Origin of the sequence: Microcoleus sp. Z1_A1 (assembly GCF_036700305.1) — a bacterium.
GTDB lineage: Bacteria > Cyanobacteriota > Cyanobacteriia > Cyanobacteriales > Microcoleaceae > Microcoleus.
The window spans coordinates 245,610-258,950 of sequence record NZ_JAUBOR010000001.1; the positions used below are offsets into that span (position 1 = coordinate 245,610).

11 protein-coding genes are annotated in these 13,341 nt (G+C 46.5%); 5 read left to right on the plus strand and 6 right to left on the minus strand.

Annotated features, from left to right (window positions below; genetic code table 11):
• Nucleotides 1-33 precede the first annotated feature (33 nt).
• On the plus strand, nucleotides 34-1,245 hold the full coding sequence (locus QT973_RS01035) for a transposase (RefSeq protein WP_333298332.1): 1,212 nt from the start codon (nucleotides 34-36) through the stop codon (nucleotides 1,243-1,245).
• Between the two features lie 225 nt (nucleotides 1,246-1,470).
• Nucleotides 1,471-2,577 (plus strand): nicotinate mononucleotide-dependent phosphoribosyltransferase CobT, encoded by a 1,107-nt coding sequence (gene cobT, locus QT973_RS01040; RefSeq protein ID WP_333390335.1) that lies wholly within the window; start codon nucleotides 1,471-1,473, stop codon nucleotides 2,575-2,577.
• Nucleotides 2,578-2,888: 311 nt separating this feature from the next.
• On the opposite strand, the gene QT973_RS01045 is transcribed toward cobT, so the two are convergent.
• Together QT973_RS01045 and QT973_RS01050 are read right to left on the minus strand one after the other, a co-directional pair.
• A complete protein-coding gene (locus QT973_RS01045; protein ID WP_242715966.1) occupies nucleotides 2,889-3,287 on the minus strand; it encodes a hypothetical protein in 399 nt (132 codons plus the stop codon).
• A gap of 468 nt (nucleotides 3,288-3,755) precedes the next feature.
• Entirely contained in the window at nucleotides 3,756-3,914 is a 159-nt protein-coding gene (locus QT973_RS01050; RefSeq protein ID WP_333057988.1) for a hypothetical protein, read from the minus strand.
• Between the two features lie 76 nt (nucleotides 3,915-3,990).
• Here QT973_RS01050 and QT973_RS26965 point away from each other — a divergent pair, with 76 nt between their 5' ends.
• Both QT973_RS26965 and QT973_RS01060 read left to right on the plus strand, forming a co-directional pair.
• A complete protein-coding gene (locus QT973_RS26965; RefSeq protein WP_445243076.1) occupies nucleotides 3,991-4,200 on the plus strand; it encodes a phycobiliprotein lyase in 210 nt (69 codons plus the stop codon).
• Nucleotides 4,197-5,306: an extracellular solute-binding protein gene (locus QT973_RS01060; protein ID WP_333390338.1), complete on the plus strand. Its 1,110-nt coding sequence runs from the start codon at nucleotides 4,197-4,199 to the stop codon at nucleotides 5,304-5,306. The genes QT973_RS26965 and QT973_RS01060 overlap by 4 nt, the downstream gene beginning before the upstream one ends.
• 210 nt (nucleotides 5,307-5,516) lie before the next feature.
• On the opposite strand, the gene QT973_RS01065 is transcribed toward QT973_RS01060, so the two are convergent.
• From QT973_RS01065 to QT973_RS01080, 4 genes are all read right to left on the minus strand, one after another.
• A complete protein-coding gene (locus QT973_RS01065; RefSeq protein ID WP_333057986.1) occupies nucleotides 5,517-6,023 on the minus strand; it encodes a hypothetical protein in 507 nt (168 codons plus the stop codon).
• Between the two features lie 231 nt (nucleotides 6,024-6,254).
• Entirely contained in the window at nucleotides 6,255-9,479 is a 3,225-nt protein-coding gene (locus tag QT973_RS01070) for a PAS domain-containing protein (protein ID WP_333390341.1), read from the minus strand.
• 666 nt (nucleotides 9,480-10,145) lie between these two features.
• Nucleotides 10,146-11,276, minus strand: coding sequence for an aldo/keto reductase (locus tag QT973_RS01075; protein ID WP_333057984.1), 1,131 nt, complete (start codon nucleotides 11,274-11,276; stop codon nucleotides 10,146-10,148).
• A 5-nt stretch (nucleotides 11,277-11,281) separates the two neighbouring features.
• Entirely contained in the window at nucleotides 11,282-11,788 is a 507-nt protein-coding gene (locus tag QT973_RS01080) for a bifunctional nuclease family protein (RefSeq protein WP_333026715.1), read from the minus strand.
• Between the two features lie 639 nt (nucleotides 11,789-12,427).
• Here QT973_RS01080 and ribE point away from each other — a divergent pair.
• Nucleotides 12,428-13,144: a riboflavin synthase gene (ribE, locus tag QT973_RS01085; protein WP_333057983.1), complete on the plus strand. Its 717-nt coding sequence runs from the start codon at nucleotides 12,428-12,430 to the stop codon at nucleotides 13,142-13,144.
• The last annotated feature ends 197 nt before the right edge of the window (nucleotides 13,145-13,341 follow it).

The following is a 13,341-nucleotide window of genomic DNA, read 5'->3' on the forward strand; positions in this document are numbered from 1 at the left end:
TTAGCATAAGCATATCGTGATGAGGTCGAAGTCATGCTAGTTTTTGAATTCAAAGCATACGGAAAAAAGCAGCAATTTGCCGCTGTAGACGAAGCAATTAGAACAGTACAATTCATCCGTAACAAAGCATTGCGCTTTTGGATGGAAAACCAAAAAGTCAACAAGTATGACTTGAATAAGTACAGTGCTGTTTTAGCTAAAGAATGGACGTTTTGCGATGAACTCAACAGCATGGCTCGACAATCAAGCGCAGAAAGAGCGTGGTCGGCAATCGCCCGATTTTACGACAACTGTAAAAATAAAATTACCGGGAAAAAGGGTTTTCCGCAGTTTCAGAAAGACAATCGGTCGGTCGAATATAAAACGACCGGGTGGCGGATGGCAACTGACCGAAAATCTATCACTTTTACCGATAAAAAAGGCATCGGAAAACTTAAGCTGAAAGGGACGCGCGACTTACATTTTTATCAGCTTACCCAGATTAAGCGAGTACGCTTAGTCAAACGAGCCGATGGATACTACATCCAGTTTTGCGTTCAAGTTGACCGTTCCGAGAAGATTGAAGTTACAGGTAATGCTATTGGATTAGACGTGGGGCTCAAAGAGTTCTACACAGACTCTAATGGTGTTACAGTCGAAAATCCGCGTTTTCTGGGCAAAGGAGAGCGCCGACTAAAGAAAGCCCAAAGGCGGCTTTCAAAGCGAGTCAAAGGTTCAGAAAATAGAAAAAAAGCTAGGGTAATTCTAGGAAAACGCCACCTCAAAATAAGTAGACAGCGTAAAGATTTTGCTGTGAAATTAGCAAGATGCGTCATCCAGTCAAACGACTGTGTAGTCTATGAAGATTTGAGAATCAAAAACATGGTGAAGAATCACTGCTTAGCTAAATCGATTAACGACGCATCTTGGTATATGTTTCGAGTGTGGATGGAATATTTCGGTAAAGTATTCGGAAGGATTACAATTGCCGTGCCAGCCCACGGGACGAGTCAAGAATGTTCTAGCTGCGGAACCATGGTTAAGAAAAGTCTATCAACGCGAACTCACGCTTGTCGGTGTGGATGTGTATTAGATCGCGATCACAACGCAGGTAGAAATATCCTAAGTCGGGGATTAAGTACGGCGGGGCACGTCGGAACTTGGATCTTAGATCCGAACGCTTGTGGAGAGTTGACCGCTACCGATGTTGAAGTAATTCTGCATCGGCAAGTTGATTCTGCGAATCAAGAATCCCCTCGGCTTTAGCCAGGGGAGTGTCAAGAAGAGTAGTTATTGGGCCTGGGGCATGCGGCATGGGGCATCGGGCATTGCTAATTGCTAATGGCTACTAAATAACTAATGACTAATAACTAATAGACCTCTCCTGCAAAGCAAGTCTTGAACAGGCAAGATGCCTGTTCCACAATAATTATTGCAGAGGTCTAATGACTGCTGACTAATGACTACTGACTACTGACTAATGACTAATTTATGATTGGTATTTATACAGAAATTGAACAGGGGCAGCGATGGCTCGATCGCTATCGAGGACGAAAACCGATATTTGCCTGCGTGTTAGGATTTACCGCGACAGGCTTAATTCCGGGGATTTCAGCAGCAGGAGCAACCCCGCACGATCGACAATTTACTTGTTTAGCCGATGCAGAATTTTTGTATAACGGCCCCCAACCGTCGCCCCAATATCCTTTGCCGCCCCTAGAAGCGGGTGCCTCGCCGGTACTGATATCTCGCGCTGTAGTCGAAGCTTTGGAACTTCCGCTTTACCTATTTAATGCTGGTTTGCCCCTCCCACCTCCCGTACCTGCAATTGACTTGGGCGGCACTCCGGCAAAGTGTCTGATTTCTGGGAATGCTTTAGAACTCGAAACAGTCAAACATTTGCTCGAACAAGGATTAATTTGGGGAGCTAAATTGGCTGCTCAAACTAATGGTAGCTATTTAATTTTAGGGGAGTGCGTAGTTGGGGGAACGACTACTGCTTTGGGCGTGTTAATGGGTTTGGGTATTGCAGCGGCGGGCAAAGTTAATAGTTCTCATCCTCGCTGCAATCACGCTCAAAAATTGGCTGCAGTGACAGCGGGACTCAATAATGCCGAGTGGGAAATGGGCGGACAAAACAGCACTCCCTTGGAATTGGTAGCGGCGGTAGGCGATCCGATGCAAATAGCGGTGGCGGGAATGGCGATCGCCGCGAGTCGGACTTGCGGGGTGCTTCTGGCCGGGGGCACGCAAATGCTGGCAGTGTACGCTTTGATGGAAGCCTTAGCCCGTGAATATGCTCTGCTATGGAGTCCCGAACAAGTCGCGGTGGGGACTACGCGCTGGGTGGCCGAAGACCCTACAGGAGACACTGTAGGACTTGCGAATGATATCGGCGGTGTGCCTCTGTTGGCGGCGCAGCTAAGTTTTGCTGGATCTCGCTACGGGCAACTGCAAGCTTACGATCGCGGCTATGTTAAAGAAGGGGTCGGTGCGGGATCGTGTGCGATCGCCAGTGGCTTGACTGCAAATTGGACTCCAACTCAACTCCTCCACGCTGTTGAAGCTTTAGCCTCGCGGTGTGAAGTTAAAAATTAAGTACGTAGTTATAGCAATCGATCCCGGATTTGCGAACTTCTCTCTTTCTGCTCTTTGTGCTCTTTGTGCTCTTTGTGCTCTTTGTGCTCTCTCTCTGCGCCCTCTGTGCCCTCTGCGGTTCATCAAAAAAAATCTTGTTCACCAAACAAAGAGGATTGCTATTTCTATACCAAATCTCGCCTTAATATGCTATTTCCATCCTACTTGTGCGAGACCAAAAACTCCCTACAATCACTCTATAAGTAGACGAGCATAAATCGACGCAAATTGTATTTTTTCTGAAATTAATACCCGATACCCGGTAGCAATATTTAATTAGGCCCGCCTAGATGTTGCGAGTGCATTCTTTTGGAGAGCAACTGTTCTTCCAAGGCGGCAATTCGATTGTAAGCTGCTGTTAGCTGAGCTGTTAAGCGCTGGATTTGAATCTCAGCGCTCAGCTCTTTTTCCAGGCTTTGAGAATTTTTGTCGAAGTAGCTGTCATCTAACAGTATGTCTTTGTGTTCGAGGAGGCCGTCGAGACTGCTGTAGCTTTGATAGGGGGAGGTTTGATCATTTCCTAGCGTTCCAGAGCGATCGTTTCTCTGTTGCTGAGTCAGCTTCGTCTCCTTGGCCGACTCCAAGAGCTTTTCATTGAGGTTTTCTATGAGTTTGTAGAGGGCCTCGACTTGTTGGCTCAATACTGTAACTTGCTGGCGGAGCGCTTCCATACAATTATCCTTTGGCTCGTAACTTAATATCTTTACATTTTAGGTAAATCTTTACATAACTTGGATTTATCACTAAATTATTTAATTTTTGACGTAATTGTTGTGTTTCTAATTCTGACGGTAGATTTAGGGAGCCAGCCTGAAGATAATCGCTCGCCATTCGTGAGTCGATTGTAGATTTTAGATTTTAGGTTTTACATAGTCTTGGACACAGGAACCGGGTTGGTTAACCTCCATACTTCGTTCAAACCTTGAATCAGAGATAAAACGTCGGGTTTCTGAGAGTCGGATGGCAGAGCGTCCTATTAGATTGACTTCGCTCTCGCTAGTGCTTTCAGGATTTAGATAAATTGGTTTTTAGTTTTTTTAGTTATTAATCTGTCGCCGATATAAAAATACTTTTTCACTTCGGTTGTGTAAAAAGCGTCATCTAACGGCAGATGGCAGCGCTCTCGTTGTTTCGTTATATTAAAAAATGTAACACAGATGCAGTCGATCGACCGGGCTGACGAGCAAAACTGGCTCAAAGTAACTTGCAGCACAGAAATTAGGCGTTAAGTTGACGGAGTTTTCGGCATCGGAAAGCTCGATCGACAATGTAGAAGGTAAAATCAGGGCAAGAGCCAATCGATTGCGCGATTTTAGATTTTAGATTTTAGATTTTAGATTTTAGATTTTAGATTTTAGATTTTAGATTTTAGAATTGATCCCATGGATAAATTCGGGGGATTGTATCCTGGATGCTTTCGGTCAAACAGACTCTCTTGGCAGCAGAACCGAGTACAATGGCTCTGTGTTTGAAAAAGAAATAAGACAAATCGGCGCCCACTACCGGACTCGACAAACAATTATTTCCCCGGCTGTAGAACACAAAACGATGGGTCAATATTTAGAAAAGCGGATTGACAGGTGAAACGAAGGTCTTTGCTATTGGGGGCCGCCACCCTAACTTTAAGTCAATTGGCGGCAGGGTGCGACTCGAAGCCGATTCTCAAAATTCGATCGCTCAAAAACGGTATTCCGGCCCAACTGGTAAGCAAATTTAGCCGCGATGTACAACCGTCTCCGCTTTTGCAGGTAACGCAAGAAGCACAATTAAAAGAATTATTCGCCCTGTTGCAGGAGTGGAAACGGGTTCCCGAATCCAAAAATCAAGCTAACTTGGTGATGTTGGGAGATTACTGGCTGACTTTGGCAATTAGGCAAAAATTGATTAAGCCGATCGATCCTGGTAAGTTTGCTAATTGGTCACAATTGCCCGAAAGATGGCAAAAACTCGTCAGGCGCAACGATGAGGGTAAATTAGATCCTCAAGGTAAAGTGTGGGCTGCACCTTACCGCTGGGGAAGTACGGTAATTGCCTATCGAACCGACAAATTTAAGGCTTTGGGGTGGACTCCGACAGATTGGAAAGACTTGTGGCGAGTCGAATTGCGCGATCGAATTTCTCTGCCAGACAGTGCCAGAGAAGTTATCGGTTTAACATTAAAAAAACTAGGGAAATCTTACAATACGCAGCAATTAGATCAAGTCCCAAATCTCAAAAAAGAACTCGCAAATTTGCACCAACAAGTTAAACTTTATAGTTCGGACGCTTACCTGCAACCATTAATTTTAGGCGATACTTGGTTGGCAGTAGGTTCCTCTGGGGACTTGCTGCCGCTGCTGCAAACTCAAAAGGATATTGCTTTAGTAATTCCAGTTTCGGGAACTGCACTGTGGACAGATTTGTGGGTACAACCAGCATCAGGGAATCCAGTTTCTTTAGTGGAGAAATGGATTGATTTTTGCTTGCAGCCTCGGGTTGCTCCTCAATTATCTTTGCTGGCTAAGGCTAGTTCGCCGATAATTGTCGGCATGAAACCCGAAGATTTACCGGAAGCTGTTCGCACTAATTCTGTGTTGTTGCCGGATGCTAAGATTCTTGCTGCTAGCGACTTTCTGCTGCCGTTTGGGGATGCGGGCATTTCGCTGTATCGATCGCTCTGGCAAGAAATTCGGCAAGTAGTGAGAAGTTAAATTACAGTCATCCCGCGAGCCCGCCAGGGGTTGAAACCCCTGTCTAATAGCTAAAGTCCTCTCAAAGAGGACTGAAGAACTCATTAGTCGTCTTCAGACGACTTTAGCTTTGAGGCAGGGGTTTCAACCCTTGCCGGACTATGGGTTTGACCTTAAGTTGACACTCCCAAAGGCACGGCGCCGTGTCCTAACTCTTGTAAGGACACTAATCTAAAAGCCTTTCACCCCTCCTCGAAGACCTGGATTTGACAGAGATTCTAAATCAATCCGACAGTTAAGCCGATCGCCCTTGCACGAATAAACTGCCAAAGCAGTGCCTTGACGGTTGCAAACTCGCACATTGTAACCATAATCGCTGGCGACAGTGCCGAAGCGGTTGACAAACTGATAGCGTTCCATATAATCGAGCAAACTCCAAAGTTGGCGATTGACTATGATAATTACCCAAGTATTGCCGGGATCGACAAACCAGCGATCGAGCAATTTGCCGCCATAGAGTTTTTGAGCTAACCACAGACTCGGCACGCTTTTTTCCGTTTGCGAAAGCGGGGGCGACGGGAAATTAGCAGCGCTGCCAGTCGGGCAGACCGGCTCCTGGGCAAAAGCCGCAGATTGCTCGCATAGCAAGGCTCCGAGGCACGCATAACAGGCGATCGGGAACAAAAATAAACTTTTTGTCAAAATGCTATTCTTGCGGGTATCAACATCGTATTTCATAATTATTGTTTTCTTTTTTATATATTTCCCGTAGGGGCGGGTTTTACCAACCATTTATGTCGGCAAGTCGCCATCTAGAAAACCCGCCCCCGCACAGCAGATAATCTACATCAACCTTACCTTTTACGATATGCAAAAGATGTAAATTGCGATTTTGTGTTGCGGAGGGGCGGGTTTATTAGTATTGTTTGTTTTTGGCTTTTATTGTTAGTAAAACCCGCCCCTACAATATTAAAATTCCGATCGCCTAAACAATGAAGCAGGCAGACAAGCAGTAAAAGTAGAACCGCAATCTAACTCGCTAGAAACTTCAATATCGCCACCCATCATCTGACAGAAACGCTGGCTGATAGTCAGTCCCAAACCAGTACCCCCGTACTTGCGAGTAGTTGAATCGTCAGCTTGAGTAAAAGGTTGGAACAGTCGCTCTTGCTGTTCTTGTGTCATGCCGATGCCCGTGTCCGTCACTCGGAAAATTAAAAAGTCTGCATCCAAAATTAACATTTGAGCAACTCTGGGTTGATACTTATTTTTTAATTCTTCGCTGGTAATTCTTTCGACAGTAAGTACGATCGCCCCATTAGCAGAAAATTTAGCAGCATTGCTGAGCAAATTCAGCATTACCTGCCGCACTTTCATCAAATCGCCGTGCATCGCGCCGATATTGTCAGAACTCAATACTTCCAAAGTATTGCCGTTTTTATCCATTAGCGGTTTGATAGTTGTTGCCACCTCCTCGATTAAGCCGCCGACATCGAAGCTTTCGAGGTAAATCTCCATCTTGTCAGCTTCAATTTTGGAAATGTCGAGAATGTCGTCAATTAGGCGCAGCAAATGTTTCCCAGCAGTGCGAATTTTGTCTAAATCCGAGACAACCTCTAAGTTGCCCAACTCTTCGGCATCTTCCACCAGCATATCGCTGTAGCCGATAATCGCGTTGAGGGGAGTGCGTAACTCGTGGCTCATGTTTGCCAGAAAAGCACTCTTGGCGCGGTTGGCGAGTTCTGCGGCTTCTTTAGCCAACTGCCATGCTTCCTCAGCGTCTTTGCGTTCGGTGATATCCCGCAGTGTCGCCACCACCGCTTCGACGCTGCCGTCTGTCGCACAAAGCGGGCTGAGAATGTACTCGTAGTCGCGGGTTCCCCAGCTTGCCGTGGGGACAATTACTTCGCCTTTCACGGGCTCGGCTGTGGCAAATAGGCCGTCGCATTCTTGGTGAACCCGCTGCATAATTGTTGGCGACCAGCCTAATTCCTGCCAGGTTTTGCCAATCATTTCTCTGGGGTTCATGCCGGCAGCTTGAGCGGCGGTGCGGCTGACATAGGTGTATTTTCCCGATCGATCCACTAGAAAAATTAGGTCAAGAGAAGCGCCGAGAATGCCGTCAACTGTTCTGGCGTGTCGGGCTACCTGAGCGGTCATTTGTCTGACTGTGATGGCGCCGCGGACTCTGGCTGCGAGTTCAAACTGCAAGAGTTCGTTGGCTTGTTTGAGGAATAGAGTGCGCTGTTCGACTTCTATTTCTAGTTCTGCTTTGGCTTTTTCTAGGGTGAGTTCGGCAAGTTTGCGATCGCTCACATCTGTAGAAATTGTACCGACTGCATAAGCTTTACCTTCGGAGTTGCAGAGGGGAAATTTCAGAGAAATATAAGTGTGCGGGCCGTCGTCTTGAGGGATGATTTCTTCGATGGTTAGAGGCGAGGAGGATTCGAGAACTTTCAGGTCGTTTTCTCGCAAGGCTGCTGAAGAGTCTAGGGGAAAAATATCGCCATCAGTTTTACCTGTTATTTGCTCTTTGGTGATGTCGAACAAATTGTCAAAATGGCGGTTGGTGAGCAGGTATTTTCCGTCAAGGTCTTTGATGTAAATTACTGCTGTTGAGTTGTCTAAAATCGCTTGCAGCAGTGCTTCGCTCTTTCGCAGGGCTTTTTGAGTGTTTTGGCGATCGAGTATTTCTGGCTGCAATTCCCAGTTGAGGCGATTTAAGTCTTGCCAAGCTTCCTGGACTTGATTTAAGGCGATCGCGCTTTTTTCTAATTCTGTATTTTCTGTATTTACCTGCCGCGACTGGTTTGAGACGGAGTTTTCGGGCAATTCTAGGGGTTGGAAAGCGAGCGGGATGTGGGGATTTGCGATTTGGCGATCGTCAGCCAATTTTTTATATCGAAAATCGACCGCTAATTTACCATCTAAACTCGATTTTTTGGGAAATAAATCTGGAAATTCGCCGAAATTTAAATTGTCATAAATGAGATCAAACTTCCGGGATCGCTGCGGTTCGGCGCTGGAGTTAAATGCCCAATTCCCCTCTGCTGTTGATAAATCTGAGTTAGCGGGTTTGGCAATTCGGCGGGTGACGGCAACTCCCAAGGCGAACGGGATAACGGCAGCCGCAGACATTGCCAGCAGCCAGTTATTGCCCCCCCAAGTTTCTATTGATGTTTTGGGGATGAATCGCACTAAAATTGCGGCTGGTTTTCCGGCTAAATTGCCAAGGGATTTGGCAGCTACAGCATAAGTTTGACTGCCTGTTTGTACGTTTCCGGCGACTGGTTTGCCGCCTGCTGCGAGTGCAGATGTCAGCAGCGATTTCTCTGCCAGCAAGTCTGGTAACTGTTGGTTTTTGGTAACTGCTTGCGAACTTGCCAAAACAAATTTGCCGTCAGCCAGCGGTGCGTAGATAGCCTGATATCCCCCGCCCTGTAAATTGAGGGTTTCGGTGCTAGCAACTGCCGAAGTTGGGCTGATAATTTCTCCTAAAACTAAGGCAGCAATCACGGTCTGATTTTTGGGATCTTTTATGGGAATTGCTGCGTAGTGGAGGAGAACAGGGCGAGATCCCTTTCCGGGCGGCAAAGATCCCAATTGTTCCTGAACTTCCGATTTAGCAATGATTTCGGTGGCGGTAATTGGCTCTTTTGTAGCGAATACTCGATCGACTATTTTTTGCAGGTTAAAACTTTTTCCCTTCTGGTTAGAGTTGACGCTAACCACTATCTGCCTGTTTTTTCCAACTAATGCCGCGCTGTCTATTTCCCCTGTTGTGACTTGATTTTCTATAATTTGCTTGACAGATTTTTGCAAATCTGATACTTTTTTACCGCTGTTGTAAGCTAAGGCTATTTGGGCGATCGTTTTGCTGTCAGAGGAGTTTTGCAAACGGTCGGCGGCGCGATCGAGTTTGAGATTGTAGTTAATTTCACTAAGGCTCAGTTCTGATTTAGCTTGATTTTGCAGTTGATTGCTTCCAACTGCCGATGTTAGCCAAAGTGCTGCAGCCGTTAGTCCGACGGGCAAGATTGTTTGTAAAGTCAGCAGTCCGATTAGCTGTTTTCTGGTAACAGATAAGTTGTAGGTACACGGCTTGAAAGCTGCTTTCAATCTTCTTTCGGAAGTCGCAACTTTAGTTTGCTGCAGACAATTTTGCTGGCTGTCGTTTAACTGAGTATGAGCCATAGTAGTAGATGCGGGATCGGTTATAGATGACAGGCGATCAATTTTAGATTTTAGATTTTAGATTTTAGATTTTAGATTTTAGACTTCGGCGTGAGTGCTCAGTTGAACGATTTTAGATTTTATATCGAGTTCGGTTAATCACTCATCATAAAATTGTTGCCTCTCGCCGCCAACCCAGCAAGAAAATGACTGGGGTATTCTCAAATAAATCGGTTTCTAGCTGTTGAATCAGATGGTGTTATTTAGTTGTTTTTACATATAATAGTCGGCTCCTATTTAAAGTGTGTTGGGAGCATCCAAATGAGTGCTTTCACAGGAGTGTTCGCGGTTAGATGTAGGCTTTGCTGTGCAAGATACTCGCTCCTCAAAAACGCTTTTTGCAAAATCGGGATGCTCCTCCATACAGTCGTAAAACGAAGTAGTTGATCGATCGACTGTATCGTAAATTTAGTTAAACAGAGATGTTGCACCATTTTCAATAAGGTTTTTATGGGCGGGCTCTCCTGCCCAACCCCTACTCCCCACAAGAAATTAATTCTTTGTGGAACAGGGATCTTGCCTGTTCTGGAGAATGGTGCAAGATGTCAGTTTAAACCAAAGTTTAGCGTAATTATTGCAACACTTAGATACGCTCGATCGACCTTTTCCCTGCTTCACACATTTTTTTCAATCCCACAACCGCCTGCCTGCTTTGCCACCGAGTCGCTGGTGAGTATCTTTGAGCAAGGTTGGGATGTCTAACTCTTCGGGACACCGGGGCAAACATTCGCCGCAATCGGTGCAGCGGTTGCCTTTGCTGCCGGGAAACCAGTGTCCGGCATTTTCAAACATGGCATAGCGGTATTTGCCAAAGTCAGTCATGTCGCACCCGACGGCGAGATTGCGGAGTCGCAATACTTCGGGAATGTTGATGTTTTCCGGGCAAGGCAAACAGGCATAGCACTGGCTGCATTTGTCGGTTTTCAAAGTGTCTGCAATAACCGATTCTAGCCGATCGAACGCAGCGATTTCGGCGTTGGTGAGGGGAAAGTCGCGATCGCAATATTTCAGGGGTTGCTCTAATTCTGTGGCATTTGCAGGGCCCACACTCAAAGTCCCAATCCTAGTATCGCTAAGTAAAAATCGATAGTTCAACTCTAAAGGCGAGAAAGGCGAGCACAATTGTGCGAGAGTTTCCGGGGGCGTGTAGAGTTGCCCTCCTTTATCGGCTGGGGAAATGATGAAAACGCCCATATCTTTGTCTTTGGCGAGTTCAATTGCCGGGGCGTTGCGCTGAAAAAAATAGTAATAATGCAGGTTGACAAATTCAAACAAATCTGTATTGATTGCAGCCAAAATCAGATCCAGAGGCCCGTGAGTCGAAAAGCCGACGTGCCGAATGCGACCATCGGCGAGGGCTTTGCGTACCGCTTGCATACAGCCTGTGGCCGATCGCACCATCGCCAAATGTTCCCAAGTATTCAAACCGTGAATTGCCAGACAATCGATATAGTCTAAATTCAGGCGTTTGAGGGATGCGTCGATGCAGCGTTCCATTGCTGCTGCATCCTCGGTTGGGGAAATTTTTGTAGTGATGTGGAGGCGCGATCGATCGACAGACAAGCCAGCCGAAAGGGCCGCGCCAAGATAGTCCTCGCTGCAACCGTAACCTGCAGCCGTTTCCAGGTGATTGATTCCCTGAGACACAGCCTCTTGTACAGTCTGACAGGCAGTTTCCTCAGAAGCCAAATAGCGCATGGTTCCCAAGGAAAATACAGACAGGTGCAACTCCGTTTTGCCAAACCGTCGATAGCGCATAAAGTTTAGGAAGTTTCGCCTGGGCTGAAGCCGCTTCTCTTAATCAAATCCTCTGGACGGAGGTTTGAGATAAATTCCCGGAAGGCCCGGCGTTCGGCCTCATCAGCATCTCGATCGACAGGTATCGAAGCATCGGCGACGACTTCTTCCATCACCCAGATGGGGCTATTCGTTCGCAAGGCTAGGGCGATCGCGTCGCTAGGTCGGGCATCGATCTCTTTTTTAACTTCTCCCTGACGGACGATCAGCACGGCATAGAACGTGTTATCTTGCAGCGAGTGAATAACTATGCGCTCCAAGGTAAGACTCCATGCCTCTAAAAAATTGACCATCAGATCGTGAGTTAAGGGCCGAGGAGGTTTGTGGCCTTCGATCGCGCTAATAATAGCCTTTGCTTGCTCCTGACCGATATAAATAGGCAAAGCCCGTCGCTCAGTAGCGTCTCTCAATAGGACAATAGGACTGCGCGTGGCTGCATCTAAGGCAATTCCAGCGACTTTCATTTCAATCATAAAAATACTCGGTAAGTGGGAAACTCAGAGACTTTAGTCCTGAGAGGGAAACAACATGGGCGGTTTCAACACATTCGACTACGCGAGAGTGACCACCACCTTGAATCCCCTTTCCCCTTTCGGGGGTAGAGGGGTATGGTTGCCCCTCTTTGGAGATATGGTTGTCTCCGGCTCCCTTTCGGGGTAATGTTCGCTTGTCGGTCAATGTTATGAGAGCTTGTTAGACTTGCAACACTGTCTCTGTTACCTTAAGACTGTTTAATTGCAAATGACAGAGCGGAAAACTAGCGTCGCATTCAAGGAGTGTCGTGACTCAAATAACGTAGCCAGTTAAGGCTGAGGCCCGTCAGCACAGCTTGCTTCGATTGCTCTTACAAGCTCAGTCCCTGGTTTTAGGGCTGGGTTACTGACAGAATTAAGAAACTGCAAGGCGGTAGAAAACTCGGACATAAAGATGACCTAAATCCAGTATGACTCGATCTTCGCCTGAATCTGCAACTGATCTGGGACTATCGATTTTAGATTTTAGATTTTAGATTTTCGATTGACTCCGGGGGACAGGGGGACGGCAAAACCTCCTGCGTCTGGTTTGTGACTGTGGTTTGATGTAAATAGGCGATCGACTAAGGAAAAATACTTATGTTTACAGGACTAATTCAATCTCTCGGAAAGCTGAAGTCGTTAGGCAACGATTATTTCCAAATTTCCTGTACCTCAAACAACTCCTACCTAATTTTACAAGATTTGGCCATTGGGGACAGCGTAGCCGTGGATGGAGTCTGTTTGACGGTAGTGGAAGTTCTGCCTGCGACGGGTTTTGTCGCCGTCGCTTCCCCAGAAACCCTCCGGCGCACAACTCTGGGATCATTCCCCGATGCTTTGGTGAACCTAGAAACCTCCCTGCGCGCCGGTAGCAAATTGGGGGGACATTTTGTGACGGGGCACGTAGATGCGATCGGCACTTTAGCGACATCCACCCAAACCGCCAACGCTTGGGATATGCGGTTTACTGCCCCACCTGTAGCAAATTCGGGATGGCAACGTCAAATCGCACCTTACATCGTTTCCAAGGGCAGCATCGCCGTCAACGGCATCAGCTTAACCGTGGCAGATTGCGATGCTGACGGTAATTGGTTTGAAGTTGCTGTCATTCCCCACAGTTTTGGTGAGACAAACCTCAGCTATTTGCAACCAGGAAGTTTAGTAAACTTAGAAGCAGATATTCTGGGCAAATATGTCGCCAAATTTCTCCGCAGCGGCTCAAAATCCCATCCCGAACCTTGGGAAGAAGATTCCGCAATCAACAGTTTAGGAACAATTACACCCGAATTCTTAGCAGAACACGGATTTATGTAATCAATGAAACAATAAAAATCATTGCTGAACGAAGTAGCTGTGGGCAGACTAGCATCTTTTTATCATTTAGAATATAACTTTTAGTTGTAGTATATCACCATTCTCTTGCTTTGCACAACTCATTGATACGTGCTATATACCATTGACGTTGAACAGAGAAGGCGGTACAATTTTTATTAGGGGTTTCTCGGCTATCT

What these genes read in the sequence shown, in the direction of transcription:
- QT973_RS01035 (WP_333298332.1), top strand. Translation starts at nt 34, where the DNA reads ATGCTAGTTTTTGAATTCAAAGCATACGGAAAAAAGCAGCAATTTGCC.
- cobT (WP_333390335.1), top strand. Translation starts at nt 1,471, where the DNA reads ATGATTGGTATTTATACAGAAATTGAACAGGGGCAGCGATGGCTCGAT.
- QT973_RS01045 (WP_242715966.1), bottom strand. Translation starts at nt 3,287, where the DNA reads ATGGAAGCGCTCCGCCAGCAAGTTACAGTATTGAGCCAACAAGTCGAG.
- QT973_RS01065 (WP_333057986.1), bottom strand. Translation starts at nt 6,023, where the DNA reads ATGAAATACGATGTTGATACCCGCAAGAATAGCATTTTGACAAAAAGT.
- QT973_RS01070 (WP_333390341.1), bottom strand. Translation starts at nt 9,479, where the DNA reads ATGGCTCATACTCAGTTAAACGACAGCCAGCAAAATTGTCTGCAGCAA.
- QT973_RS01075 (WP_333057984.1), bottom strand. Translation starts at nt 11,276, where the DNA reads ATGCGCTATCGACGGTTTGGCAAAACGGAGTTGCACCTGTCTGTATTT.
- QT973_RS01080 (WP_333026715.1), bottom strand. Translation starts at nt 11,788, where the DNA reads ATGATTGAAATGAAAGTCGCTGGAATTGCCTTAGATGCAGCCACGCGC.
- ribE (WP_333057983.1), top strand. Translation starts at nt 12,428, where the DNA reads ATGTTTACAGGACTAATTCAATCTCTCGGAAAGCTGAAGTCGTTAGGC.